The organism is Phenylobacterium montanum (genome assembly GCF_018135625.1).
Classification (GTDB): Bacteria; Pseudomonadota; Alphaproteobacteria; order Caulobacterales; family Caulobacteraceae; genus Poindextera; species Poindextera montana.
This window is the reverse complement of the sequence record NZ_CP073078.1, coordinates 2589505-2615620: the sequence shown is the minus strand read 5'-3', so window position 1 is coordinate 2615620 and position 26116 is coordinate 2589505. Positions and strand designations below refer to the sequence as shown.

At 69.3% G+C, this 26116-nt stretch carries 23 protein-coding genes; 12 read left to right on the top strand and 11 right to left on the bottom strand.

What is annotated here, in order from left to right:
• Positions 1-63: 63 nt before the first annotated feature.
• Complete coding sequence (locus tag KCG34_RS11695; protein ID WP_211940519.1) at positions 64-1080, bottom strand: aldo/keto reductase; 1017 nt, start codon at positions 1078-1080, stop codon at positions 64-66.
• 152 nt (positions 1081-1232) lie between these two features.
• Between KCG34_RS11695 and KCG34_RS11690 the strand changes: the two genes are divergently transcribed.
• From KCG34_RS11690 to KCG34_RS11670, 5 genes are all read left to right on the top strand, one after another.
• Positions 1233-1709, top strand: a complete 477-nt coding sequence (locus tag KCG34_RS11690) for a glutathione peroxidase (RefSeq protein WP_211940518.1) — start codon at positions 1233-1235, stop codon at positions 1707-1709.
• A 63-nt stretch (positions 1710-1772) separates the two neighbouring features.
• Positions 1773-3815 (top strand): amidohydrolase family protein, encoded by a 2043-nt coding sequence (locus KCG34_RS11685; RefSeq protein WP_211940517.1) that lies wholly within the window; start codon positions 1773-1775, stop codon positions 3813-3815.
• Positions 3816-3971: 156 nt separating this feature from the next.
• Positions 3972-4421: a DUF4148 domain-containing protein gene (locus KCG34_RS11680; protein WP_211940516.1), complete on the top strand. Its 450-nt coding sequence runs from the start codon at positions 3972-3974 to the stop codon at positions 4419-4421.
• A gap of 93 nt (positions 4422-4514) precedes the next feature.
• The gene (locus KCG34_RS11675) at positions 4515-5237 is read left to right on the top strand and encodes a 2OG-Fe(II) oxygenase (RefSeq protein ID WP_376788217.1); all 723 of its coding nucleotides are present in this window, start codon (positions 4515-4517) and stop codon (positions 5235-5237) included.
• 91 nt (positions 5238-5328) lie between these two features.
• Positions 5329-5556: a hypothetical protein gene (locus KCG34_RS11670; protein ID WP_211940515.1), complete on the top strand. Its 228-nt coding sequence runs from the start codon at positions 5329-5331 to the stop codon at positions 5554-5556.
• A gap of 21 nt (positions 5557-5577) precedes the next feature.
• On the opposite strand, the gene KCG34_RS11665 is transcribed toward KCG34_RS11670, so the two are convergent.
• Positions 5578-6348, bottom strand: a complete 771-nt coding sequence (locus KCG34_RS11665; RefSeq protein WP_211940514.1) for a VOC family protein — start codon at positions 6346-6348, stop codon at positions 5578-5580.
• Positions 6349-6500: 152 nt separating this feature from the next.
• Between KCG34_RS11665 and KCG34_RS11660 the strand changes: the two genes are divergently transcribed.
• Entirely contained in the window at positions 6501-8189 is a 1689-nt protein-coding gene (locus KCG34_RS11660; protein ID WP_211940513.1) for an amidohydrolase, read from the top strand.
• Positions 8190-8192: 3 nt separating this feature from the next.
• Here the strand turns inward: KCG34_RS11660 and KCG34_RS11655 are convergent, their stop codons facing one another.
• Genes KCG34_RS11655 through KCG34_RS11645 form a run of 3 tightly spaced genes read right to left on the bottom strand, consistent with a single transcriptional unit; the run spans position 8193 to position 11188 of the window.
• Positions 8193-9827, bottom strand: coding sequence for a gluzincin family metallopeptidase (locus KCG34_RS11655; protein ID WP_211940512.1), 1635 nt, complete (start codon positions 9825-9827; stop codon positions 8193-8195).
• Between the two features lie 4 nt (positions 9828-9831).
• Entirely contained in the window at positions 9832-10698 is an 867-nt protein-coding gene (locus KCG34_RS11650; protein WP_211940511.1) for a c-type cytochrome, read from the bottom strand.
• 16 nt (positions 10699-10714) lie between these two features.
• Positions 10715-11188: a DsrE family protein gene (locus tag KCG34_RS11645; protein ID WP_211940510.1), complete on the bottom strand. Its 474-nt coding sequence runs from the start codon at positions 11186-11188 to the stop codon at positions 10715-10717.
• Positions 11189-11245: 57 nt separating this feature from the next.
• On the opposite strand from KCG34_RS11645, the gene KCG34_RS11640 reads away from it, so the two are divergent.
• Positions 11246-12079, top strand: a complete 834-nt coding sequence (locus KCG34_RS11640) for a sulfite exporter TauE/SafE family protein (RefSeq protein WP_446686567.1) — start codon at positions 11246-11248, stop codon at positions 12077-12079.
• Here the strand turns inward: KCG34_RS11640 and KCG34_RS11635 are convergent.
• From KCG34_RS11635 to KCG34_RS11620, 4 genes are read right to left on the bottom strand one after another with little or no spacing between them, the layout of a single operon-like run.
• Positions 12076-12567, bottom strand: coding sequence for a sarcosine oxidase subunit gamma family protein (locus KCG34_RS11635; RefSeq protein ID WP_211940509.1), 492 nt, complete (start codon positions 12565-12567; stop codon positions 12076-12078). The two genes, KCG34_RS11640 and KCG34_RS11635, sit on opposite strands and share 4 nt — an antisense overlap.
• Positions 12560-15565, bottom strand: coding sequence for a 2Fe-2S iron-sulfur cluster-binding protein (locus KCG34_RS11630; protein WP_211940508.1), 3006 nt, complete (start codon positions 15563-15565; stop codon positions 12560-12562). The genes KCG34_RS11635 and KCG34_RS11630 overlap by 8 nt, the downstream gene beginning before the upstream one ends.
• An 8-nt stretch (positions 15566-15573) precedes the next feature.
• Positions 15574-15831, bottom strand: coding sequence for a sarcosine oxidase subunit delta (locus KCG34_RS11625; RefSeq protein ID WP_211940507.1), 258 nt, complete (start codon positions 15829-15831; stop codon positions 15574-15576).
• Complete coding sequence (locus tag KCG34_RS11620; protein WP_211940506.1) at positions 15831-17087, bottom strand: sarcosine oxidase subunit beta family protein; 1257 nt, start codon at positions 17085-17087, stop codon at positions 15831-15833. Before KCG34_RS11620 ends, KCG34_RS11625 begins: the two co-directional genes overlap by 1 nt.
• 159 nt (positions 17088-17246) lie before the next feature.
• Between KCG34_RS11620 and purU the strand changes: the two genes are divergently transcribed.
• On the top strand, positions 17247-18125 hold the full coding sequence (gene purU / locus KCG34_RS11615; RefSeq protein ID WP_211940505.1) for a formyltetrahydrofolate deformylase: 879 nt from the start codon (positions 17247-17249) through the stop codon (positions 18123-18125).
• A gap of 783 nt (positions 18126-18908) precedes the next feature.
• The gene (locus tag KCG34_RS11610; protein ID WP_211940504.1) at positions 18909-19787 is read left to right on the top strand and encodes an aldo/keto reductase family oxidoreductase; all 879 of its coding nucleotides are present in this window, start codon (positions 18909-18911) and stop codon (positions 19785-19787) included.
• Between the two features lie 233 nt (positions 19788-20020).
• On the opposite strand, the gene KCG34_RS11605 is transcribed toward KCG34_RS11610, so the two are convergent.
• Positions 20021-21487 (bottom strand): cobyric acid synthase, encoded by a 1467-nt coding sequence (locus tag KCG34_RS11605; RefSeq protein ID WP_211940503.1) that lies wholly within the window; start codon positions 21485-21487, stop codon positions 20021-20023.
• A 17-nt stretch (positions 21488-21504) separates the two neighbouring features.
• On the bottom strand, positions 21505-23229 hold the full coding sequence (locus KCG34_RS11600) for a tetratricopeptide repeat protein (protein ID WP_211940502.1): 1725 nt from the start codon (positions 23227-23229) through the stop codon (positions 21505-21507).
• Between the two features lie 109 nt (positions 23230-23338).
• Here KCG34_RS11600 and KCG34_RS11595 point away from each other — a divergent pair, with 109 nt between their 5' ends.
• The 3 genes from KCG34_RS11595 to KCG34_RS11585 all read left to right on the top strand — a co-directional run bounded on the left by KCG34_RS11595 (position 23339) and on the right by KCG34_RS11585 (position 26106).
• Positions 23339-25018 carry a SulP family inorganic anion transporter gene (locus KCG34_RS11595; protein WP_211940501.1) on the top strand — a complete coding sequence of 560 codons (1680 nt, stop codon included), beginning with the start codon at positions 23339-23341 and terminating at the stop codon, positions 25016-25018.
• 108 nt (positions 25019-25126) lie between these two features.
• Positions 25127-25333, top strand: a complete 207-nt coding sequence (locus KCG34_RS11590; RefSeq protein WP_211940500.1) for a hypothetical protein — start codon at positions 25127-25129, stop codon at positions 25331-25333.
• A 134-nt stretch (positions 25334-25467) separates the two neighbouring features.
• Positions 25468-26106: a TetR/AcrR family transcriptional regulator gene (locus tag KCG34_RS11585; RefSeq protein WP_211940499.1), complete on the top strand. Its 639-nt coding sequence runs from the start codon at positions 25468-25470 to the stop codon at positions 26104-26106.
• The last annotated feature ends 10 nt before the right edge of the window (positions 26107-26116 follow it).

The following is a 26116-nucleotide window of genomic DNA, read 5'->3' as shown; positions in this document are numbered from 1 at the left end:
ATCTGGGTCCCGGCATTCGCCGGGATGAGCGGCGATTTAATGCCCGTGACGGCGGCCTGAACCTCACCCCATCGGGTACATGATCTCCTTCGACACCGCGTCGATCGCCTTCATCACCCCGTCCTCCAGCACCAGGTCGGCGGCGGCGAAGATGTCGTCGAGCTGGTTCTCATGGGTGGCGCCGACGATGGTCGAGGCGACGAAGTCGTGCTGCTTGCTCCAGGCGGTGGCCAGGGTCACCGGCGAGATCCCGGCCTCGGCGGCGATGCCGGCGAAGCGCGCGGTCGAGGCCAGGCTCTTCTCGTTGACATAGCGTCGGGCCATCACCGCCTGTCGCCCGCCGATCTGAAGGTAGTTGGAGAAGCGCGCGCCCTCGGGCGTCGCGCCATCCTGGTACTTGCCTGACAAGACCCCGCCGCCCAGGGGCGAATAGGGGATCAGGCTGACCCCCTCGTGGCGGCAGATCTGGGCCAGATCGTCTTCGAAGCGGCGGTTGTTCAGGCTGAAATTGTTCTGGATGGTGTCGTAGCGGCGAAAGCCGTTGGCGTCCGACACCGCCAGGCTCTTCATCAGGCCCCAGCTGGTCTCGTTGCTGCAGCCGGTCACCCGCACCTTGCCGTCGCGCACCAGCTCGTCCAGCGCCTCCAGGGCCTCGTCATAGCGGGCGCCGTGGTCGGGCCAGTGGGTCTGGTAGAGGTCGATATAGTCGGTGCCCAGCCGCTTCAGGCTGGCCTCGACCGCGCGGACGATGTTGTGCCGGTCGAGCGCAGTCATGCCGGCGCGCTGCGAGCCCTTGATCCAGCCGTGGCTGGGGCCGCAGACCTTGGTGGCGATGATGATCGCGTCACGGTTCTTGGTCTTCAGCCAGCGACCGACGATCTCCTCGGTGCGGCCGGCCCATTCTTCCTTGGGCGGCACGGGATAATTTTCCGCCGTGTCGTAGAAGTTGATCCCCGCCTCGAAGCTGCGGTCGAGGATGCGGTGGGACATGGCTTCGTCGGCCTGATTGCCGAAGGTCATGGTGCCCATGCAGATGGACGACACATAGACGGCGCTCTTGCCCAGACGCTTGCTCTGCATGGTGTTTCCTCGCTTACTTTCCGTGGGACAGCCACGGCCGCCTGGGCGGCCCGGTGCGTTTCGATTCAATCCTTACTCGACGACAAGCGCGTGAAGATCAACAGTGCGTGTCAATCTCAGCCCCGATTCAACGCCCAAAAGGACCTGGCCGCATGAGCCTCCAAGATTTCGAAGCCCAGAGCCTGGACGGCGCCCCGGTGCGGCTGGCCGACTATGCCGGCCAGGTGCTGCTGATCGTCAATGTGGCGAGCCACTGCGGCTTCACCCCGCAATATGAAGGGCTGGAGGCGCTCCACCGCAAGTTCAAGGACCGCGGCTTTTCCGTGCTGGGCTTTCCCTGCAACCAGTTCGGCGCCCAGGAGCCCGGCGACGCCCGCGAGATCGCCACCTTCTGCAGCCTGACCTACGACGTGACCTTCCCCATGTTCTCCAAGATCGAGGTCAATGGACCCAAGGCGCATCCGCTCTATGGCTGGCTGAAGGGGCAGAAGAAGGGGCTTTTCGGCTCGGAGGGGATCAAGTGGAACTTCACCAAGTTCCTGATCGGCCGGGACGGGGCGGTGCTGCGCCGCTACGCCCCCTCGGCCAAACCCGAGGCGATCGAGGCGGACATCGAAAAGCTGCTCTGATCCGGGCCTTGCCGTCGCCGCGATCAGCGGTCAACCTCGCCGCGCAAAGGCGAGGGGCTTTCTATGAAATTGGCGATCACGGCATGCGCGCTCATCTGCGCGGCGACCACGGCGGCTGCGGCGCCGGCCAAGCTTGAGGACCTTGCCAGGCCGCCGGCTGACGCCCTGGCCTTCTCCATCGTCTCCACCGCTGGGATCCACGGTCATTCGTTCCGCTGGAAAGTGGCGGACGGGTCGTGGATGGGCCGCGAGAGCCTGAACCTGCGTGGGCAGATCTTCGAGGTCGACAGCCGCGCGCACCTGGGCGCCGACGGCATGATCGACCACCTGGCGGTGCGCGGCTTCACGCCCCAGGGCGATGCGGCCGAGACCTTCGACATCGCCGGCGGGAGCGCAAGCTGGAAGAGCCCGGTGGACGGCGCCTCGGCCGCCTACACGGCGCCGGCGGAATACATAGCCTTCGGTGGGCCGATCGATCCGCTCGCCGATTTCGTCGAGGCGCTGGCCGCCGCGCCCGGCCGTTCTCTGGCCCTGCTGCCCGGCGGCCAGGCCCATGCCGAGCCGCTGACGACGCTGGATGTGGGCCGGGGCGAGACCCGCCAGACCATCGCCGCCTATGCCGTCACCGGCCTGAACAATACGCCGGTGGTGATCTGGCTGGACGCCAAGGGCCGCTTCTTCGCCGTCGACCAGGGCCTTTTATGGGTGCGCGCCGGCTATGAGGGCGAGGAGACCGCGATCGAGAAGGCACAGGACGGGGCCATGGCGGCCCGCTCGCCGGCCATCGCCAAAAACCTGGCCAAGAACCCGGCCGGGCCGATCGCCTTCACCCATGTGCGCGCCTTTGTCGGCGGCGACCACTTCGCCGAGGACGAGACGGTGGTGGTGGACAAGGGGGTGATCACCGCCGCAGGGCCTGCGGCCAGCACCCCGGCGCCGGCGGGCGCCCAGATCGTCGACGGCGCCGGCAAGACCCTGGTTCCCGGCCTCTGGGACTCGCACCAGCACGTGGGCGACGATTCCTCTGGCCCGCTGCTCTTGTCGCTGGGGATCACCTCGGCGCGCGATCCTGGCAACAACAACGCCCTGACCATCGCCCGGGCCCAGCGCCGGGCCAAGGGCGAGCTTCTGATGCCGCACGTCTATCCCTCGGTGCTGATCGACGGGAAGGGGCCCTACACCGCCCAGCTCGGCTCGGTGGCGACCTCGCAGGACGAGGCCCTGGCCATCGTGCGCAAGGCCAAGGCCGACGGTTTCGTGGCCATCAAGTTCTACGGCACCTTCAATCCCGCCTTGGTCAAGGCCACGGCGGCCGAGGCGCACCGGCTGGGCCTGCATGTGCACGGCCACCTGCCAGCCGGGATGCGCCCGACCGAGGCCATCGCCGACGGCTATGACGAGATCACCCACATCTATTTCGTGGCCATGCAGGCCATGCCGGACGCGGTGGTGACCAAGTCCAACAGCATCGCGCGCATGGCCGGCCCGGCGCGCTACGCCAAGGACATGGACCTGAACGCCGAGCCGATGAAGTCGCTGATCGCCGAGATGGCGGCGCGCAAGATCACCTCGGACCCGACCCTGGTGGTGGTGGAAAGCCTGATGGTCCCGGAAAACGGCGAACTGTCGGCCGCCTATGCGCCCTTTGTCGGGACCCTGCCGCCGACGGTGGAGCGCGGCTTCCGCCAGGGCGGGCTGGAAGTGGCGCCCGACCTGACTCGCGCTCACTATCGCGAGAGCTTCGCCAAGCTGGTTGCCCTGGTCGGCGCCATGCACAAGGCCGGTGTGCCGATCGTCGCCGGCACCGACGGGACTGGGATGGAGCTGGTGCGCGAACTGGAGCTTTACGTCCAGGCCGGCTTCACCCCCTCCGAGGCCCTGGCCAGCGCGACCCTCGCCACCGCCCACCTGGTGGGCGCCGATGGCCACACCGGCTCGATCGCGGTGGGCAAAGACGCCGACCTGGTGCTGGTCGAGGGCGATCCCTCGCACGACATCGGCGACCTGCGTCATACCCGCATGGTGTTGATGGACGGCAAGGTGATGGATGCCGACGCCCTGCGCGCCGCCGGCGGGCTATCCGCACGGCCGAAGTGGGCAGACTGAGGGCCAAGCGAAACATTTTTGATCGTGGCTAAAATTCCTGGCTGACAAAGCCTAGCTTCGCTGTGCGGCGCGCAGGACAAACCTTAGGTGAAAGCCTATGGTCCACCCCGTGAATGCTTATCGGTTGTTAGAAACACAGCACAGGACAACGACGCGATGAAGACCACATTTCTTATGCTGGCCGCCGGGGCGGCCCTGTTCGCCACTTCGGCTCTGGCCGAGCCCTATGTCGATTACACGCCGCTCAAGGGCGTCTGGCACGTGACCCGGGTCAAGGTCGAGCCGAACCGCGTGGACGACTATGTCACCGGCCTGAAGAAGCTCTGGGCGCCGGGGGAAGAGGTGGCCAAGAAGCACGGGGTGATCGATTCCTACGCCATCCGAATCAAGATCAACCCGGCGGACGGCCAGGCCAATGTACTCCTGATCGAGCACATCCCGAACATGGCGATGATGGAAGTCGACCAGGCCCGCGACCAGGCGATCGAGAAGGAAGTCCTGGCCCTGACGCCCAAGACCCAGGCCGACGCCAAGGTCAAGGAATTCGACGGCTACCGCACCTTCGTCGGCGACGACTACTGGACCGACATCGAGTTCACCAAATAGCGCCGCCCGATTCGACCGCAAGCGGCGGGGCGACGGCGGGGGCCTGGCGGGCGAAGTTCGCCTGACCAGACCCCATAGCCGACAAGGACCGCCGTGACCCTTCTGCTTGCCGAGTTCGAGCGCCGCCTCGCCGTCACTGACTGGACCGCCGCCGAGGCCGCCCTCGACGGCGAAGGCTGGGCGCGCCTACCCGCCCTGTTGTCGCCCAATGAATGCCGGGCCGTCGCGGCGCTCTACGACCAGGATGCGGGTTTCCGCAGCCGGGTGGTGATGGCGCGGCACGGCTTTGGCCGGGGCGAGTACCGCTATTTCGCCTATCCGCTGCCGGACCTGGTCCAGGCCCTGCGCGAGCGGCTCTATCCGCGCCTGGCGCCCATCGCAGACCGCTGGAACGCCCGAATGGGCCTGGGTCAGCGGTTTCCGGCGGAACACGCCGGCTATCTCGCCCGGTGTCATGATGCCGGCCAGACCCGCCCGACGCCGCTGCTGCTGCGCTATGGCCCGGGCGACTATAACTGCCTGCACCAGGACCTTTATGGCGAGCACGTGTTTCCGTTGCAGGTCGCCATTTTTCTGGACGAACCCGGCGCCGACTTCGAGGGCGGCGAGTTCGTGCTGACCGAGCAGCGGCCGCGGATGCAGTCTCGGCCAATGGTGGTCCCGCTGCGCCAGGGAGATGCGGTGGCCTTCGCCGTCGCCCAGCGCCCGGTCCGCGGCGCCCGGGGCGACTATCGGGTGACCCTGCGCCACGGGGTCAGCGCGCTGAGGTCCGGGCGGCGGCACACTCTGGGGATAATCTTCCACGACGCGACCTGAAGGATTACGGCGCAAAAGGGCTGGCGCGCGGGCGGGCGGGATGCTCAATTCCGGCCGAATTTGTCCGTCCCCGCTTTGTCCAGGACCCGCAATGCCGCCACGGCCGACCCGCAACCCACTCTATTTCTGGCTGTCGATGATGATCCGGGCCACGGCCCTGGTGGTGGTCGCAGGCCTGCGCTGGCCGGTGCTGTTGGATCTGGCGCACGGCAGCCTGGGGCCGTCGCCGGTCTATAGCCTGGTGACCCTGGCCGCGGTGCTGATCCTGTTCGGTCTCCTTGCCTGGCCGCTATGGCGGAGGTTCGGCGCCAGGGGATGATCCCCGGCGCCGCTCTCCGAGCTACTCGTTCGCGCTGACCAGGCAGAACATGGCGCCCTGAGGGTCCTGGGCCTGGACGATCCACTGGCCGCCCGGCACCTGGTGCGGGCCGTTGATCACGACCCCACCTGCGGCTTTCAGGCGATCCACGCCGGCGCGAACGCCATCGACGTTGAAGTAGAAGCTCCAGAACGGGCTGGGCAGGTTGGCCGGCTTGGTCATCATGCCGCCCACGGTCTCGCCGCCGTCGACGAACAGCTGGTAGATTCCCATCGGGCCCATGTCGTGGCTCTCGCCCTTGGTCCAGCCGAACATCTGTGAATAGAAGGCGAAGGCCTTTTCGCCGTCCGCCGCCATCAGTTCGCGCCAGGCGACATATCCGGACTCCGAGGGCAGGGCCGGCGGCGCCGGGGCGTCGCTGTAGGGCGTATGCATGCAGAACACCGCCCCTTGAGGATCGGCGACCACGGCCAGGCGCAGGACGCCGGGCACGTCGAAGGGCGGGCGATGAACGCTGCCGCCGGCGGCCTTCAGCCGTTCGACATAGGCGTCGACGTCGGGCACCGAGACATAACCGATCCAGACCGGGCCGGGGCCGCCCGCGTCCTTCGGCGTGACCATGATGCCGGCGACGCCGCGGTCGCCGACCTGCAGCACAGTGTAGGGCGGGCCTTCGGGGCTCGGCATCTCCTGCGCCGTCCAGCCCACCACCGCGCCGTAGAAGGCGGCGGCGGCCTTGGCGTCGGGGGCCATCAGTTCGTACCAGGTGAAGGATCCGTGCGGCTCGGACATGGCTCGTAAGCTCCGTTGGGGGGACGGGAGGATCGCTGCGGATAAGTTGATATCAACATGTCAGCGCGAGTCCAGCCCGTCTTTTCCGGCTTTCCTTGCGCTGCAGGCCGGGTTTGTCTGCGACCGGAACAATGAGAATCGCGGAGGGGGACATGGTGCGGATCAAGGGGGCCTTGTTGGCTAGCGCCCTGGCGGCGACCGGCTTTGTGGCTCACGCCCAGACAGCGAGCCTGATCCTCACCGGCGGCAAGGTCTGGACCGAGAACCCCGCCCAGCCGGAAGCGCAGGCCATCGCCATAGCCGGCGACAAGGTGCTGCTGGTGGGTGGCGACGCGGCGGTCAAGGCCCTGGTCGGGCCGGGAACGCAGGTGATCGACCTGAAGGGACGGCGGGTTACGCCCGGCTTCAACGACGCTCACGTGCACTTCATCGACGGCGGCGACGGCCTGGCCTCTGTGCAGCTGGGCGACGCCAATTCCCAGGCTGAGTTCCGCGCCCGCGTCGCCGCCTTCGCCAAGACCCTGCCCAAGGGAGCCTGGCTGAGGAACGGCAACTGGGACCACCAGCGCTGGAGCCCGGCCGAGCTGCCGACCCACCGGCTGATCGACGACGTCACCCCGGACAATCCGGCCCTCTTGTGGCGGCTGGACGGGCACATGGTGCTGGTCAACGCCCTGGCCATGAAGCTCGCCGGCATCGACCGCAGCACCAAAGACCCGCCCGGCGGCGAGATCGTGCGCGACGCCAAGGGCGAGCCCACGGGTGTGCTGAAGGACGCCGCCACCGACCTCGTCGAGCGGGTCATGCCGGCCCTGACCCCGAAGGAAATGGACGCGGCCCTGACCGCCGCCATGGCCGAAGCGGCGAAGAACGGGGTGACCAGCGTGCAGAACCTGGCCAACTCCTCTACCGACAAGCGCGAGCCGCAAGACTTCCGCGAGTTCGAAAAGTTCGACCGAGCGGGCAAGCTGACGGTGCGCATCTATACCGCCGGCCGACTGCAGGACTGGAAGGATCTGGCGGGGACGGGGATTTCGGGGCCGTTCGGCGATGCCATGCTGCGGCTGGGCGACGTGAAGGGCTTCGCCGACGGGGCGTTGGGCTCGACCACCGCCTGGATGAACCAGCCCTTCGTCGGCCACCCCGGCTACAGCGGCATAGCCAGCAGCGAGTTGGTCGATCCCGACCGCATGTACGCGAACATGAAGGGGGCGGACCAAGCCGGACTGCAGCTGGCCGTGCACGCCATCGGCGACAAGGCCAACCATGAGATCCTCGACCTCTACGAGCGGCTGCAGCGCGAGGATGGCCCGGCCGACCGGCGCCTGCGCATCGAGCACGCCCAGCACCTCGATCCTGCGGATATCCCCCGCTTCGCCAGGCTACACGTGATCGCTTCCATGCAGCCCTATCACGCCATCGACGATGGCCGCTGGGCGGAGACCATCCTGGGGCCGGAGCGGATCAAGACCAGCTATGCCTGGCGCTCGCTCTTGGACGCCGGCGCGGTGCTGGCTTTCGGCTCCGACTGGGCGGTGGCGCCGCTGGAGCCCCTGATGGGCGTCTATGCGGCCACGACGCGCCGGACCCTGGACGGCAAGACCCCCGGCGGCTGGGTCCCCGAACAGCGCATCAGCGTGGCCGAGGCGGTGCACGCCTATACGGTGGGGTCGGCCTATGCGGAATTCCAGGAAAAGGTCAAAGGCTCGCTGGAGCCCGGCAAGCTGGCCGACCTGGTGGTGCTGTCCGATGACATCTTCAAGATCCCGCCGGAACAGATCGCCAAGACCCGGGTGGACTTAACCATTGTGGGCGGCAAGATCGTATACGATCGGCGCTAGGGCTTAGCGCTCTGGCGGCAGGCTGCGGATCATGGCCAGCAGGGGCTCGATCGAGACCGGCCGGCCGAGGAAGCCGCGCAACAGGTCCTGCGTCGGGGCCGCCGCGCCGAAGCGCAGCAGGTGGGCGCTGGCGTAGGGATACCAGCGCGGATTACCGGCGTCGAAATCGCCGACTGCCCGGCGAAAGCGGTCGCGCAGGTCGGCGGTCACCATGGCCCCCAGGCCGTAGTTGATCATGTAGCCGGGCTGTTCGACCAGCTGCACGCGCAGCGCCCACCACGCGATCTCCGGATGGGGAACGATGTTCAGGTAGGTCGAGGTGATCTCGGTCCAGACCTGGTTCGGGTCGCTGTCGGGCGCCTTCAGCATGCGCAGCTCGAACAGGCCCCAGGCTACGTCCAGCATGACATTGGCCAGAAGCGCGCGCCGCCCAACGCCATCCGGGGCCGCAAGGTTCAGATAGCGCCGTTGCCAGGCTGGCTCGGCCACGCTCCAAGAGGTGACATCGGCGAAGGCCTCGACGAACAGGTCGTCGCCCAGGTCGAAGAAGGCGGGGCGGGCGCGCACGGCCATCATGTGGGCGGCGTGGCCATTCTCATGCACGATCTCGTTCAGCACGAACAGGCCGCCGCGCTCGACATTGGCCGAGACCCGGACCCGGGCCGGCCGCCAGCCCTGGGGTGTCTGGCGGCCGATGCGCACGAAGTCGGCATAGGCCAGCGGCGCCTTGCCGGGGCGCACGCCGAGATCGCTGATCACGCCCAGCCTGGTCAGGTCCAAGCCGAGATCCTCGTAGTAGCGGCGATTGAGCTCGGGAATCGCGGCCGCGGGAATGGCGGCGTCCAGCGGCGCAAGCCCTTCCGCGTAGCGTCGCCAATAGTCCCAGGGCTCGATTGGCGGGCCGGGGTTGACTGTACGCCAGGCCTCGAGCGCGGCGGTGAGCTGGGCCTCGACCTGGTCCTGCGTTTCGCCGAGCGTTCTGGCCGCCTGCTCGATCGCCGAGCCGCCCTGGGCGCGGGCGTCGGCGGCAGCCAGGCGGACCAGCCGGCGATAGGGGCTGGTGGGTTCGTCGGCTGCGTCGATGCGGCTCCAGAGCGGGGCAAGGGCGTAGAACAGCGCCTTGCGCCGGGCGGGGGCGTCCAGTTGCTGCAACAGTTCCAGCGCCGTGGCGCGGGCGATGCTGCGGCCCTCGAAGGGGACGTGGTTCCCCCAACGCTCGAAGCAGGCGTAGAGCGCATCCGACAGGCGCGTCTCGGCCAGGGCCTGGTCGCTCGCCGTGGCGCAGAGCCGTTCCGAGGCCTCTTCGGTCGAGGCGGGCGGGGTGGTCGAGGCCGCGCCGAGCGCCGCCTGCATCCGCTTCAGCGCCCGGGCGTCCTCGCCGGCGAGCTTCATCTTGGCCGTTTCGCCCAGCAGCCGTTTCAGCCTTCGTCCGCGAACCACCTTCAGCCGGGTCCATGCAGTCAGGCCGCGGCCGTCGATCCTTGTCAGGGTCCCGGCTTCGATCGTCGACTTGGCGTAGCCGGCGTCCAGCCAGTCGGCATAGGCCTGATCGGCCTTGGCCAGAGGGGGGGCGGCATGCGCCAGCGGCGCTGCGGCCAAGGCCAGCGCCGTCGCCAGCGGCGCGAGGGCGAGCCTCACGGCGTCACTTCCCGTCCCCGCCCAGGCGCACGCCGTTCACCGTCAGCCCGTACATGGACTGCGGATTGTCGTGGAACCGTTTGCGGGTCTCATCGGTCGAGCCGGTGAACCGCGGGTCCTGCGGCCGCGGATGGCTGTCGACGAAGGCGGCCACGTCCCAGGCCTCCTGCACCGAAAGCTTGCCCTCCTGGCCCTGGGGCATGTTGGCCTTGATGAAGCCGGCGGCGTTGTTGATGTCGCTCATGCCCGCGCCCCAGTTGAACGAACGCGGCCCCCAGAGCGGTGGGAAAAGCACCTGGTCGCCCGAGCGCTGGCCCGCGCCGTCGGCGCCATGGCAGGCGACGCAGTTGGCCTGGAACACCGCCTGGCCACGGGCGTAGTCCGGCGCTTCAGGCGGTCTGGGCAGCTTCAGATAGCCCTGGCCGGGGACGTGCTCGCCGGCCGGCTGGCCCTTTGCGAGGAAGGCCGCATAGGTCTCCAGCGCCACCACCTCGCGCCCGCCAAGCGGCGGCGGCTTGCCGTTCATGCTGTACTTGAAGCACTCCTGAATCCGCTCGGCGAAGGTGTTCACGTGGCCGTTCTTGGCGCGGTACTGCGGGTAAAGCCCCCAGGCCGCCCACAGCGGGGCGGCGTCGGCTTTGCGGCCTTCGTCGAGATGGCAGTTCGAGCACTTGAGGTCGTTCCCGACGTAGTCCGGCGCCAGGCGGCCGGTATCGGTGAAGATCTGGCGGCCCAGTTCGACCTCGTCATCATAGGCCGCCGCCGCTGAGGTCGGCGCCGGGGCCGCCATGAGCGCGACCCCAGGGCCGAGCGCCGCACAGGCGAGTGCGACCGCGCCGGCGACCAGAAGTCCATATCGCTGTCCGCTCAAGGCGCCTCGCCGCTCGTCAGGGGTGGATATAGACGAAGCCCAGGCCCTGCAGGCGGGCGATCTCTGCGACCCCGCTCGGGACCACGTCGGCGTCCTTGACGCCATAGAGGTCTTCTGGCCGCAGGCCCATGCCCTTCATCGTGTTGCGGCAGACCATGAAGCGGACGCCCTTGGCCCTCAGCCCGTCCAACTCGCTCGCGAGTTCGTGGTCGGTCTTGGCCATCTGGAACAGCTTTACGCCGGCGGCGAAGCTGACGACGCGAATCTCGACCTTGCCGCCGGTCGCGGCCAGGTGCGCCCCGACATGGCGCAGCAGCCGCTCGAAATAGGCGTGGTCGTCGGGAGGTCCGCTATCGTTCTGATAGACCACCTTCTGAAATGCGTAGTAGTCGGCCGGAACCGGGTCGGTCATCACGTCGCCGGCGCGGGCCGCGCCGGCCAGTACGCCAAGGCCGAGCAAAACGGTCGCGGCCATGTGACGCCGGTTCATGCCTTGATCTCCGTCATTGCCCTGTTCGACTTGTCACGCGATTGGGGCGGGTGTGCAATGCCCCGCTGGCTGGCGATTCCGCAATTCGCCGCCGATTTGGACCCGAAGCGATTGACGCCAGCCCTGGCCCAGGCCGCCCTGCCCGCATTGCTCAGCGGCGCGGTCGTGGGCGCCTTCCTGGCTTTGTTCGGTGGCGGCGGATCGGTGCTGGCCACGCCGCTGCTTTTGTACTTCGTTGGTGTCACGGACCCGCACGTGGCGATCGGCACCTCGGCGGCTGCGGTGGCCTTCAACGCCGCAGCGAACGTTGTCGGCCATTGGCGCAGCGGCCGTGTGCGCTGGCCCTGCGCCGGCGTGTTCGCAGCCTCGGGGCTGGTCGGGTCGTTCCTGGGGTCCAGCCTGGCCAAGGCGGTCGACGGCAAGCGTCTGTTGGTCTTCTTCGCCCTCGCCATGGCGGCGATCGCCCTGTCCATGCTGCGGCGGCCGCGGAGCGAGGGCGATCCGGACGTGCGGCTGAATTTTCCCCTGGCCGCGCGGCTCGCGCCGGTAGGCGTGGTGACCGGCTTTGCGGCCGGCTTTTTCGGCATCGGCGGCGGGTTCCTGATCGTGCCGGGGCTGATGGCGGCGACCGGCATGACCTTGGCCTGCGCTTCGGCCTCGTCGCTGGTCTCGGTCGCCCTGTTCGGCGCGGTGACCTCGCTCAACTATGCGGTGTCGGGGCTGGTCGATTGGCCCATGGCCGGCCTGTTCGTGCTTGGCGGTCTGATCGGCGGCGCCCTGGGCCTGCGCGGCGCGGAACGGCTTGCCAAGCATGCGACCGTGGCGCGGCGGCTGTTCGCGGGCCTGATCCTGCTGGTCGCCGCCTACACCGCCTGGCGCGCCACGAACTAGGCCGCGGCGGCCATGCGGGCGAGGGCGTCGCCCCAGTGCTCGGCGAGGTGTTCGGCGTAGCTTGGCAGGCAATAGACGTCTGCGGCCTCGTCAGCGGTCACGTCGATCCAGATGGCGGCGTGGTGCAGCACGGTGGCGGCCGTGCAGCCGGCGGTGAAGGCGAGGTTTTCGACGTTGAACACCCCGCCGATAGTCAGGAGTTCGCGCCAGGCAGGGCCAATCAAGGTGAAGCGAGTGAGGCCGCCGGTGATGTCGATCACCGCGCCTGCGTCGCCCGCCAGGGCTTCGAGCTGGGTGATGGCGGCGTCCAAACTGGCTAGTGGCGCGCGCAGCATCCAGGCCTGAGGCTCTATCCAGATCAGGCGGCCGTCAGGGGTGTCGGCCGAGCGCAAAGGCGCGGGCAGGCCGGCGCCCGGCTCGCCCCAGAACCCCAGGCGCAGCAGGGCCTCGGGCTCGCGGCGGGCGATCGTGACGGGCGCCTCAGTCACGGTAGCGCGCTCCTTCGGCGTCGTAGAAATGCGGCGCGGCCACCTCGACCCGCACCGTACGACCGCGGGTGGGGGACGAGGCCAGCAGCGCTTCGCCGAGGCGCTCCGGGCCGGCGCGCAGCAGGCCGAGAGCTATGGCGCCGTTGTCGAGGATGTGGCGACCGGCCGAGGTGACGTGACCCTCGGGCTTGCTGCCCCGGGCGGTCAAGAGCATGGCGCCCTCGGGGATCGGGCCGTCGAGCGAGGCCAGGCCCACCAGCTTTTGCCGGTCATGCGAGTGCAGGGCCGGGCGGGCCAGGGCCGGGGCGCCGACGAAGCCGCCCTTGGCGCGGACGGAAAGGCCAAGGTCGCCCGGCGTGCGGCGACCGTCGATCTCCGCCCCGGTCTCGATGTGGCCCTTTTCGATGCGCAGCAGTTCCAGGGCCTCCAGGCCATAGGGCGCGCCGCCTTCGGCTCGTACAGCGGCGTCAAGAATCGCCCAGAGCCGTGGCAGGTCGTGGCTGGGTGCGTAGAGTTCGAAGGCGCGCTCGCCGCTGTAGCTGGCGGCGAGGACCAGTACCGCGAGGCCGTCGATCTCGGCGTGGGCGAGGCCCATGTGCGCCGGCGCCTCCGCGCCCAGGGCCGCCAGCACGGCCTTGGCGCGCGGGCCGGCCAGGGCGATGGCGCCCCAGCGCTCCTGCACGCTGGCCACGGCGGCCTTCAGGCCCGGATCGAGGATCTTCCGCACATAGGACAGGTGGCCGACCATGCGGTCGCCGCCGCCGGTGGAGCTGGTCATCAGCCAGCGTTGCTCGGCCAGGCGCCAGACGGTGCCGTCGTCGACCACCATGCCATCTTCGCGCAGCATGAAGGTGTAGCGGCCGCGGCCGACCGCCAGCTTGGCGAGGGGCGTAGCGCAGACCCGCTCGATCAGGGCGGCGGCGTCGGGGCCTGCGATCTCGAATTTGCCGAGGGTGGAGACCTCGATCATGCCGACCGCCTGGCGGACTGTGCGGGCTTCACGCAGGCCGGCCTCGGCCAGGCTTTCGCCCGAGCGTGGATAGGCGCGGGGGCGCCGCCAGTAACCGACCGGCTGCCAGGGCGGGGTCTCGGCCGCGTGAATGGCGTCGAGCGGGGTGCGGCGCAGGGGGGCCATGTGCGCGCCGGTCGCCTCGCCGGCCAAGGCGGCCAAGGTTGTGGGCGTATAGGGCGGGCGGAAGGTGGTCAGGCCGACCTCCGGGACCAGCCGCTGCTCGTTGGCCGAAAGCCGGGCGAGGCCGATCAGGTTGCTGGTCTTGCCCTGGTCGGTGGCCATGCCGAGGGTCGTGTAGCGCTTCAGGTGCTCGACCGAGCGGTAACCCTCGCGCCAGGCCAGGTCGAGGTCTGCGGCGGTGACGTCGTTCTGCGGGTCGACGAAGCAGGTCTTGAGATTGGCGCCGGGGGGCGGGGCGAAGTTGGTTTCTGTGTTCGTGGGTCCGTCGAATTTCGTTTGGGCGCGTGGCTGGCCCCCTCCACCACCCTTCGGGCGGTCCCCCTCCCCCGATGGGGGAGGAATTGCGGCGGAGGCCTCAGCGACTATTCCTCCCCCATCGGGGGAGGGGGACCGCGAAGCGGTGGAGGGGGCCGCCGCTCCGCCGGCTTCCCATCCATGAGCTAGAACGGCGCTCAAGCCTTCGACGCCCGCGCAGGCCCCCACCGAAACCTGGCCTTGCCGCGCCAAAGCGGGCGTGAAGGCGCCGGCGGCCTCGTTCCAGTCCAGGGTCCCGCCGGCCTGCATGTGCAGGTGGACCACGGGCGTGAAGCCGCCGCTCACACAGATCAGGTCGGCGTCGATGGTGCGGGTTTGGCCGGCGATCAGGGCCTCGGCGCCGGTGACGCGGGTCTTGCCGCGGGCGGCGACCAGGCGGGCGTCGGCATGGACGGGGAAGCGCCCGCGGGCGGCGCGGACGATCGGGCTGTCGGGCGCCTCGCGGCTATCGAGGATGGCGGCGACCTCGCCCCCGGCCTCGGCCAGGGCGAAGGCTGTGTGATAGGCGGCGTCGTTGCATGTGGCGATGGCGGCGCGGCGGCCCGGCAGGACGCCCCAGCGGCGGACATAGGCCTGGACCGCGCCGGCCAGCATCACGCCGGGGCGGTCGTTGTTCGAGAACAGCATCGGCCGCTCGATGGCGCCCTGGGCCAGGATCACGCGGCCGGTGCGGACATGCCAAAGCCGCTGGGCGAGGCCCGCAGGGCCCGGCGCCCGGCCGGCCTCGACGCGGCGTTCGACCAGGCTCAGCTGGTTGTGGTCGTAGTAGCCTATGGCCGTGGCGCGCTTCAGCACCCGGACGCCGAGGGCCGCCAGGCGCGCCTCTGCGGTGGCGATCCAGTCCGGGGCGGCATGGCCGTCGATGGTGGCGTCGGAAGCCAGCAGCGAGCCGCCAAGGCGTGCGTCCTGTTCGGCCAGGATCACCCGCGCCCCGCCCTCGGCGGCGGCGAGAGCGGCGGCCAGGCCCGCGGGGCCGGCGCCGACCACCAGCACGTCGCAGAAGGCGGCGCGGTGTTCGAAGGCGTCGACCTCGGGCTCGCTAGGCGGGCGGCCAAGGCCGGCGGCGGCGCGGATGGCGTGCTCATAGAGCTTCCACAGCCACGGCGGGCCAATGAAGGTCTTGTAGTAGAAGCCGGCCGGGATGAAGCGGGCGATCGGGCTATTGGCCGCGCCGAGGTCGAAGGAAAGGCTGGGCCAGCGGTTCTGGCTGACCGCTTCCAGGCCGTCGTAGAGGAACAGGTCGCTGGCCCGGGTGTTGGGCTCGAAGCGGCCGCCCTCGCCGACGCCGACCAGGGCGTTGGGTTCCTCGACCCCGGCGGCGAGCAGGCCGCGGGGGCGGTGGTACTTGAAGCTGCGGCCCATCAAGCTGACGCCGTTGGCCAATAGGGCCGAGGCCAGGGTGTCGCCGGCATGGCCTTCGAAGGCCTGGCCATCGAAGGTGAAGCGGACCCGGCGGCTGCGGTCTATGAGGCCGCCGGTTGGAGCGCGCATGGTCCCGCTCATGCGCCGGCCCCGACCCGTTCTACCTCGGCGATCTCATGCGTCACCCGATGGCGGCGCATCCGTATCCAGGCGCGGCAGCCATAGGCGTGGCGCCACAGCTCCCATTCGAAGTCGCGCGGGTTGGCGCGGGTGTAGAGGGCGGCGGTGGTCGCTTCCAGGCTGTCGGTCGGCCGAACCACAGCCTCCTCGGCGCGCTCATAGGCGAATTCGGCCTGGGACCGGGGGCCGCAATGGGGGCAGGTGATCAGGAACATCAGCGGGACTGCGGCAATGGGCCAGAGGCGGCCTCGTCGACCATGGCCCCGCGCTCGAACCGGTCGAGCTGGAAGGGCGCCGTGATCGGGTGAGGCTCGCCGGTGGCCAGCAGGTGGGCGTAGAGCCGGCCGGAGCCTGGGGTGGCCTTGAAGCCGCCATAGCACCAGCCGCCGTTGAGATAGAGGTTTTCCACCGGGGTCGGGCCGATGATCGGGGCGCCGTCGAAGCTCATGTCGGTGACCCCGCTCCAGCAGCGCAGCATTCTCAGGCGCGAGAGGGCGGGGATCAGGCCGATGGCCTGGCCGGCCACCTCCTCGATGCGGATCGGGATGCCGCGCTGGGAATAGCTGGGATAGAGCTCCGGGTCGCCGCCCAGCACGATCTCGCCCTTGTCCGACTGGCTGATGTAGCAGTGCACCGACTGGGACATGATCACCGTGTCGATCATCGGCTTGACCGGCTCGGAGACGAAGGCCTGCAGCATGTGGGATTCGATCGGCAGCCTCAGGCCCGCCAACCCCGCCACATGGCTGGAGTTGCCGGCGACGCAGATCCCGATGCGGCCCGCGGCGATACGGCCGCGGCTGGTCTGCACGCCCACGGCCTTGCCGCCCTCCACCTCGATGCCGGTGACCTCGCAGTTCTGGATGATGTCGACGCCCAGGGCGTCCGCAGCGCGCGCGTAGCCCCAGGCCACCGCGTCGTGCCGCGCCGTGCCGCCGCGCTTCTGGATCAGGCCGCCCACCACCGGGTAGCGGGCGGCGGGCGAGAAATCGAGCAGGGGGCAGAGCCGGCGCACCTGCTCGCGGGTAAGAATTTCCGCATCTATGCCATTGCACCGCAGGGCGTCGCCGCGCTGGGCCAGCAGGGTCATGTCGCTGTCGGAATGGCCCAGGAACACCGCCCCGCGCTGACTGAACATCAGGTTGTAGTTCAGCTCCTGGCTAAGCCCCTCCCAGAGCTTCAGCGAGAATTCCAGGAGATCCTGCATCTCCGGCAGGCGGTAGTTCGAGCGGACGATGGTGGTGTTGCGCCCGGTGTTGCCGCCGCCGATCCAGCCCTTCTCCAGCACCGCCACGTTGCGCACGCCGTGACGGCTGGCGAGGTAGTAGGCGGTGGCCAGGCCATGGCCGCCGCCGCCGATGACAACCACGTCGTAGCGGGCCTTGGGCTCCGGCGCGCGCCAGGCCCGCTCCCAGGACTTGTGGCCGTCGAACCCGCCCCTGAGGAGCCCGAGGGCGGAATAGCGCTTCATTTTGTCGGTTCTGTCCTCGCCGAGGCCGCCAGGATGGGCCACAGATACCGTGCGGCCAGCGGTAAAATTAGATCATGGCCTGCGAAAATTAGATTCGCCTTCGGACGGCCCTACATCGCCCTCTGAGGGCGGCATGTAGTCGGGGAACGATAGAAGCGAATGGCGAAGACCAAGGCGGCGGCCGCGAGCCCCTACATCCTCATTCTCAAGTGCCCGGATCGCAAGGGCGTGGTCGCGGCGGTGTCCGGATACCTGGCCGACAACGACGCCTCGATCCTGGAGTCGAACCACTTCAACGACTCCATCGAGGACATGTTCTACATGCGCACGGTGTTCCGCGCCGACGGGCCGGGCATGCCCTCGCTGGACAAGCTGCGCCAGGGCTTCGAGATCATCGCCGATCGCTTCCACATGGAATGGGCGTTCCACGACGCCTCGATCAAGCCGCGGGTGCTGCTGGCCGTCTCCAAGTTCGGCCACTGCCTCTACGACCTGATGCACCGCTGGAAGAGCGGCCTTCTGCCGGTCGAGATCGTCGGCGTGATGTCCAACCACGACGACATGCGCTCGTTCGTCGAGTGGAATGGCGTGCCCTATTTCCACCTGCCGATCACCAAGGACACCAAGGCGGCGCAGGAGGCGCAGTTCCTTGGCCTGGTCGAGGAACTGAGGGCCGACCTCGTGGTGCTGGCCCGCTACATGCAGATCCTCTCGCCGGACCTCTGCGCCCAGCTGTCCGGCCGCTGCATCAACATCCACCACTCGTTCCTGCCCAGCTTCAAGGGCGCCAAGCCCTATCACCAGGCCTGGGACCGCGGCGTGAAGCTGATCGGCGCCACCGCCCACTACGTCACCACCGACCTCGACGAAGGCCCGATCATCGAACAGGGCGCCCAGCGGGTGGATCATCGCCAGACCCCGGACGATCTGGTGGCGATCGGGCGGGACGTGGAATGCTCGGTCCTGGCGCGCGCGGTCACCTGGCACGTGGAGCACCGGGTGATTGTCAATGGGCACAAGACGGTGGTGTTTGCGTAGGGAGTGAAGCAGCGGCTAGCTGTTGCAGACCTTTGCACGTAGCCACAAAGGTCTCCCATGGGATCTTTGTCTCTGATTCTCGTCACCGGGCTTCTTGGAGTCTCCGCGCCAACGTTTGCCGAGCCCCTGGAGAAGCCGACCGTCGCGACCACCCTCATGATCGAGCGAGAGCGCGGAGGGCAGTGCTCGGAAATTCGGGCTGGCGTAGCTGGCGCGCAACCGGTGTTGAAAATGAATGACGTTTGCCACGGGTGGGCGACGGCGAGTTGTCTCGACAAGCTATTGGTTCACGGTAGTGGCGTGATCGAGGATCAAGCCCAGGTGCTATTCACCGACCGGAACAGTGCAATTGACCTTGTGCCGTTGGTTGATCTCGCCATCCGGGCGCGATGGCCGGGCCAGAAGCATCTCCATCTTCAGTTTGGAAGTGCCACTTGTGACGGCGATACCTTGATGCTGCCTGTTTCGGGATCGCACATGAAGGCGAACTCGACTGGATCGGCTGCTGGGTTCAGCGGTCTTATTCGTGTTCGCGCGCCGGATGATCATCGAATTAGAGTCGGGCCTGGCAGCTGATTGTAGGCATGGCCTAGCAAATTTCCGCTCATCCCCGCGAAGGCGGGGCTCCAGATTTATCCACAGATTTCAGCGCGTTGGCCCCTGGGTCCCCGCCTGCGCGGGGATGAGCGGTGGAGGGGCGCGCTCTTGCCTTGAATAGGTCCCGCCTTTTGCGGGCGTGCTGAGCGCCCTATCTGCACGACACCACCGCCAGGAGAACCGCCCATGACCGACATCGCCGCCGCGGGCGTCTTCGCCCTGGGGGATCGCAGCGTCAAACGCATGGGCTACGGGGCTATGCAGCTGGCTGGGCCCGGCGTGTTCGGGCCGCCCAGGGACCGCGGTCAGGCTATCGCCGTGCTGCGCGAGGCGGTGGCGGCCGGGGTCGATCACATCGACACCAGCGACTTCTACGGCCCCCATGTGGTCAACGAGATCATCCGCGAGGCCCTGCATCCCTACCCTGAGGACCTGATGCTGGTGACCAAGGTCGGCGCGGTGCGTGGACCTGACGGGTCGTGGAACCCGGCCCAGGAGCCCGATCAGCTGGTCCGGGGGGTGCACGACAACCTGGCCCGCCTGGGCGTCGAGGCGATGGACGTGGTCAATCTGCGCATCACCGGCCAGGTCCATGGCCCCAGCGAGGGCTCGATCGGGCGCCGCTTCGAGGCCCTGGCCGCCCTGCAGCAGAAGGGGCTGATCCGCCACCTCGGCCTCAGCAACGTCACCGCCGCCCAGGTCGCCGAGGCCCAGGCGATCGCGCCGGTGGCCTGCGTGCAGAACCTGTACAACCTGGTGCAGCGCGGCGACGACGATCTGGTCGACCACCTGGCGGCCCAGGGCATAGCCTATGTGCCGTTCTTCCCGCTCGGCGGGTTTTCGCCGATCCAGTCCTCCGCCCTGGCCGAGGTCGCCGCCGAACTCGGCGCGACGCCGATGCAGGTGGCGCTGGCCTGGCTGCTGCACCGCTCGCCCAACATCCTGCTGATCCCCGGCACCTCGTCCCTGGCCCACCTGCGCGAGAACCTCGCCGCGGCGGAGTTGGTCCTGTCGGAAGGCGTGCTGGCGCGCCTGGACGCCATCGGGCGCAGCCGGGTCGAGTAGCGGACGCAGGGCCGGGGGCGGGATACGGAGCCTGCTGAATTCAGGATGATCTGAGATATCAACCGCTCATCCCGGCGAATGCCGGGACCCAGATCCTATGGCGCGGGCTTTCGGTCGGCGGTCGTGACGAAATATCCGGCGCTCGGAGCTTTGTGATCTGGGTCCCGGCATTCGCCGGGATGAGCGGGCTTTGGCGGCGGCTCAGGCCAATCCCGGCTCACCCCAGAATTCCGCTATCCCCGGCCCAGCCCCGCGATCTCGCTGAGCGCTGGGATGTCGAACGCCATCTCCAGTGCATTCGCCAGCTCGTCGAGGGCGCTGTCCACGGCCTGCGCCTGATCCTGGCCGTTGGAGGCTGCGCCGAGGGTCGCCAGGATCGCCCCGCGCGCCTCGGGCCGGTCGAACAGGCCGTGGACGTAGAGGCCGGCGATACGGCCGTCCTTCGAGGTCGCCCCGTCCGGCGCGCCGTCGGCCAGGTGAGCAAATGGGCGGGCCGTGTCGGCGCCGAATGTGCGGCCGATGTGGATCTCGTAGCCGGCGAAGGGAGCGCCGGCGGCGGCGAGGGTTCCAGTGACCGGGCGGGTGATCTTGTCGCCGGTGAGCACTGTCTCCACGTCCAGTAGTCCTAGCCCCGCAGCCTCTCCGGGTTGGCCTTCGACGCCCTCCGGATCGGTGATCCGCTTTCCCAGCATCTGGTATCCGCCGCATACCCCCAGCACCCGCCCGCCCCGGCGGACGTGGGCCGCAAGGTCGATGTCCCAGCCCTGGGCGCGTAGGAAGGCGAGGTCGGCCAGGGTCGCCTTGGTCCCGGGCAGGATGACCAGGTCGGCGTCGCCGGGCAGGGCGGTCCCGGGCGGGACGAAGGCGAACTCGACCTCGGGCTCCGTGCGCAGGGGATCGAAATCGTCGAAATTGGCGATGCGCGGGAGCATGGGAACCACGATCCGCACCTTGGCGCGCCGCCCGCCCGCCGTGCGGTCCAGCACCACCGCATCCTCCGCCGGCAGGCTGCGCGCCGCCGACAGCCAGGGGGCCATGCCCAGGTCGCGCCACCCTGTGCGGCGCACGATTTCGGCCCGGCCGTCGTCGAACAGGGCCGCATCGCCGCGGAACTTGTTGATCAGGAAACCCTTGATCAGCGCCCGGTCGGCTTCGTCCAGCACCGCATGGGCGCCCACCAGGGCCGCGATCACATGGCCTCGGTCGATGTCGCCGACCAGGGCCACGGGCACATTGGCTGCGCGGGCGAAACCCATATTGGCGATGTCGCCGGCGCGCAGATTGGTCTCCGCGGGGCTGCCGGCGCCCTCGACCAGCACCAGGTCGGCCTCGGTCTCCAGGCCGCGGAAGCTTTCGACGATGGTACCCAGCAACTCCGGCTTGCGGCGTTGGAAGTCGGCGGCGCGCCAGGTCCCCTGCATGCGGCCAAGCACCACCAGCTGGGCGCCGACATCGCTCTGGGGCTTCAAGAGCACCGGGTTCATCCGTGTGGTCGCCGGTGTGCGGCAGGCTATGGCCTGCAGGGCCTGGGCGCGGCCGATCTCGCCGCCGCCCGCGGTCACGGCGGCGTTGTTGGACATGTTCTGCGGCTTGAACGGGCGCACCTTCAGGCCGCGGTTGGCGAACAGGCGGCAGAGGCCCGCGACCAGCACCGACTTGCCCACGTCCGAGCCGCAGCCCTGGATCATCAAGGCCGCCAAGGCCCGTTCCTCCCTGTTCAGCCACGCCCCGCGGCGCGGTCGATCACGAGGCGGCTGAAGGCCTCGCGAATCTGCGGCACATGGCGATGCTTGTAGGGGAAGGCGGCCTCGGGTTCATCCAGATGCAGCAGGATGCAGGCGTTGGCCTCGAACAGCAGGAGTTCGCCCGAGGGCAGGAGGGCGCAATCCATGCCGGCATAGTCGAGGTTGAGGCGGCGGCCGATCTCCTCGGTCGCTGCGGCGGCGCGGGGGCCGAACACTGCGCGCCAGTCGTCCAGGAACCGCTCCTCCTCGGCTTTCTTGTCCGCCGAACGGGCCATCTCGGCCCGCCAGTAGTGCACCAGCCAGTCCCGCCCGATGGCCAGGTGGTAGGGATAGGGGCGGCGATCCACGAAGATGATCCGGTGCTTGCGCCAGAGCCCGTCGGGCGAGCGGAAGTCGTGGAAATCCGTGAGGATCAGCGTGTCGGGCGGCTCTGAGGCCAGATAGGCGTCTCGATCGGCGTCGCCCCGCAGCAGGACCAGATTCTCGCCGCCGTGGTCTCCGGCTGGTCGCGCCAGCAGCGGGCGTTCGATCGAAAGGTGCGCCAGCTCGGCCGGGCTGACCCTGCGGACACCGGGCGTGACCAGGCCTTCGATCCTGGCGAACAGGCGGGGGGCCTGATCGCGGGCGGTCTTCAGGATGGCGGCGGGCGGATTGATCACCGGTTTGCCAATCGCCGCGCATAGCCGCTTCGCCGCCGCCAGTTGGCCGGCGTCGCGGTCGGCGTCGCCAAGGGTGTTGAACACCACGTCGACCGCTTGCAGGCTCGCAAGGGCGACCCCGCCGAGAGGCGCGTCGGGCTGGCCGTGCGAAAGCATGCCGAGCGCCAGGGTGGCGAAGCGGCTCGTATCGAGCAGATAGCGCAGAGGCACGTGGCCGCCGCCGACGGCGCCCAGCAGCAGGATGCGGGGCGCCTCGGGATCAGTCGCTCCGCCGGGCTGGGCGCCGGTTTGACGGGCATGGTCGTTGCGCAGGGCCAGGGCGTCTCGGGCGTGGTCCTCGGCCTCCAGCACCTCGGCCAGCAGTTCGACAATGTCCGGATCGCGCGGGTGGGCGGCGTGCTCGGCCCTGGCCGCGGCCTCGGCCACATCCAGGCGGCCGGCCTTGCCCGCGGTGCGCGTCAGGGTCTTGAGCAGACTGGTCCGCAGGGCGACGGGCTCCGCCGGCGCCAGGCGCAGGGCCTCGAGCTGGGCGTCCGTCGCCTCGCCGAAGCGGCCGAGCCCGGCCAGCACCGCGCCGCGATTGGCGTGGGCGGCGCCATAGGCCGGGTCGGTGGCGATCGCCTGGTCCAGCGCCGCCAGGGCTTCGTCCGGCCGCCCGAGCCCGTTCAGCGCTACGCCCAGCTCGTTGTGCGCCGGGGCGAGGCCGGGCGACTGGGCCATGGCGCGGCGGAACAGGTCGGCGGCGCCGGCGTCGTCTCCTTGGCGAGCCTTGAGCCGTCCCAGGCTGTAGAGCCCGGCGCTGTCGCTCGGGCGCCGGGCGAGGTGGCGTTCCAGTACGGCCTGGGCCTCGGCCTCCTGCCCGGGGCGATCCACCAGGATCAGGCCGAGAAGGCCGAGGGCCAACGGGTGGTCCGGCTCGCGCGCGAGGATACGGCGATAGCCGGCCTCCGCCTCATCCAGCCGCATGGCGGCGTGGTGGGCCTGGGCCTCGGCCAGCAGGGCCGGGACGTCGTCGGGCGGCGGCGATGCGTCGGTCACGGCGCGGGGGACTATGCGCGCAAACCGCGGCCCCCGCCACGCAGCCAACCCGGACCGGGCATGGGTTTGTGCAGTCCGCGCCTGCGGGCTAGGCTCTCAGGCGATGGCGATGCAATCCCCCAAGGCTCGGCCGGCCTGGCCTGTCTTCCAGGCCCTGCAGGGCGTGACGATGGCGGAACTGGGCGGCGACCTGATCGCCGGGGCGACCCTGGCGGCCATCGCCATTCCCGAACAGATCGCCACCGCGCAGCTGGGCGGGCTGCCGCCTCAGCTCGGCTTCTTCGCCTTCATCGTCGCCGGCCTGGGCTTCGCCGCCTTCGGCTCCAGCCGGCGGCTGTCGGCGGGGGCGGATTCGACCATCACGCCGATCTTCGCCGGAAGCCTGGCGGGCATGGCCTCCGTGGGGTCTGCCCACTACCTGGCCCTGGCGGCGGCCCTTGCCCTGCTGGTCGGCCTGATCCTGGTCCTGGCGGGGGCCTTCAAGATGGACTGGATCGCCGACCTCTTGTCGCGGCCGGTGATCACCGGGTTCCTGGCGGGGATATCGATTCACATCGTCATCTCCCAGGCGCCGGCGATCCTGGGCCTGTCGGAGGGCTCCGGCGATGTCTATCACCGCCTGGCCAGGCTGTGGGCGGAGGCCGGCGGCGTCAACCCGGCGGCGGTGGCCATCGGCCTGGGCGTATTCGCCACCATCCTGCTCGGCGAGCGGGTCAGCGCGCGGATACCCAGCGCGCTCGCGGCCCTGGTCGCGGCGACCTTGGCCTGTGGCGCGCTGGGCGCCGACCGGCTGGGCGTGCGCCTGCTGGGCGCGGTGCCGGCGGGCGTCCCGGCGCCGGCCCTGCCGGCGATCGTGTTCGACGACCTGCCGCGGCTGTTCGGCCTGGCTGTGCTGATCGCCCTGGTGGTGATGATGCAGACCGCCGTCACCAGCCGGTCTTTCGCCGGCGAGGATGGCGATCCGGATATAGGCCGCGACTATGTGGGCCTCGGCGTCGCCAATGCGCTGTCGGGCCTTGCCGGCGCCTTTCCGGTCAACGCCAGCCCGCCCCGCACCGCGGCGGTGGCCGAGTCCGGCGGGCGCTCGCAGGTCGCCGGCCTGACGGCGGTGCTGGCGGTGCTGCTGCTGGCGGCCTTCGGCACGAAGGTCCTGGCGGCCATCCCGGTCGCGGCCCTGGGTGGGGTTCTGCTGTTCGTGGCCCAGCGGATCTTTCATGTCGGCGAGTTGCGCGAACTCTGGGGCCGCACGCGCGCCGAATTCGGGCTTGCGCTTCTGACCATGGCCCTGATCGCGGCCCTGCCGATCCAGACCGGGGTGGCGATCGGCGTCTTCCTGTCCCTGGCCCACGGCGTCTTCACCGTCACCCGCGCCCAGCCGATCCCGTTCGAGCGCATGCCGGGCAGCACGGTCTGGTGGCCGGCCTCGCCGCATGCGACCGGCGAGACCGAGACGGGCGTGCTGGTGACGGGGTTTCAGGCCCCGCTCTCGTTCCTAAATGCGCACGATTTCCGCCGAGGCCTCTTGAGCGCCATCGAGGAAGGGCGGGGTCGGCTGCGGCTGGTGGTGCTGGAGGCGTCCAGCGTGGTCGAGATCGATTTCACCGCCTCGGCGGCCTTGATCGAGGTGATCGGCAAGGCCCGCGCGGCCGGCATGGACTTCGCTGTGGCCCGGCTGGAGTCGGTGCGCGCGCGGGCGGCGTTCGACAGGCTGGGGATCGCCGAGGCCCTCGGCGCCGACCATATCTTTCCCAGCGTGGAACAGGCGATCCGGACCCTGGCGCGCGATTGATTACAAGCTTGGCTATTCCTCGAGCGAGCCCTTGGCGCCGACAGGGCTGTCACGGTATTGACATCCCGCCCGCATGATCGGTGGGCATAGCGACGAACCCGCGGGCTCATGGACGACAAGGCCTACTTCATGCTGGACGCCGTCAAGCGCGGCGGATGGTCCGAGATCGAGGACCATGCGGAGTGGATCAGCGCGCTCAAGACCATCCGGTGGATCACCGAGTCCGCCCAGGGGCCGGTCCTGACCAGCGAGGGCAGGCACGCCCTGGACGAGATGTCGGCCCACCGCCGGCAGAGGGCCAGCGGGCGCGCCTGACCGGGCTGCGCGACGCCGGCAAGGCGCTTTCCGAAACGATCTGACGACCGGCGGCTGCGGCTTGCGGCGCCTCGCCTTGACATTCGCGCATTTCTAGATAAAAAAGACTGACCAGTCAGTTTTATTTTGAGCCAATGCCCAAGATCACCGACGAGAGGAAGGAAGCCCGCCGCCAGCAGATCCTGGCTGCAGCCGTGCGCTGCTTCTCGCGGGACGGCTTCCACGCCACCACCACCGCCGACATCGTGCGCGAGGCGGGGGTCAGCCAGGGGGCGCTCTACCTCTATTTCGCCACCAAGGACGACATCGTGGTGGCCCTGGCCGACGACCGGCATCAGGGTGAGACCTTCCTGACCGCCCTGGCGCAGAGCGAGCCGGACCCGGTGCGGGGCCTGTTCATGCTGGTCGAGCTCTATGGTCCTAGCCTGGGCGACGCCAAGCGGGCCGACGAGCGCCGGGTGGGCATTCAAGGCTGGGCCGAGGCGCTGCGCAGCCCGGCGATCCACGACAGCGTGGTCGAGGGCGTAGCGGCGGTGCGCAAGGCGATCATGGGCCTGGTCCAGCGAGGTCAGCTGGCCGGCGACGTGCGCGACGACCTCGATCCCGAGGCGGTCGCCCGGACCCTGATCGCCATCTATCAGGGCCTGGTGCTGCAGGCGGCCTGGGGCGAGGCGCCGAGCAAGGCCGAGCACGGCTTTCTGATGCGCGAGATCATCACAAACACCCTTTTGACGCCCCAGGGCCGCGCCGCGGCTTCGGCCTGCGCCGACTGAACCCGTGCCG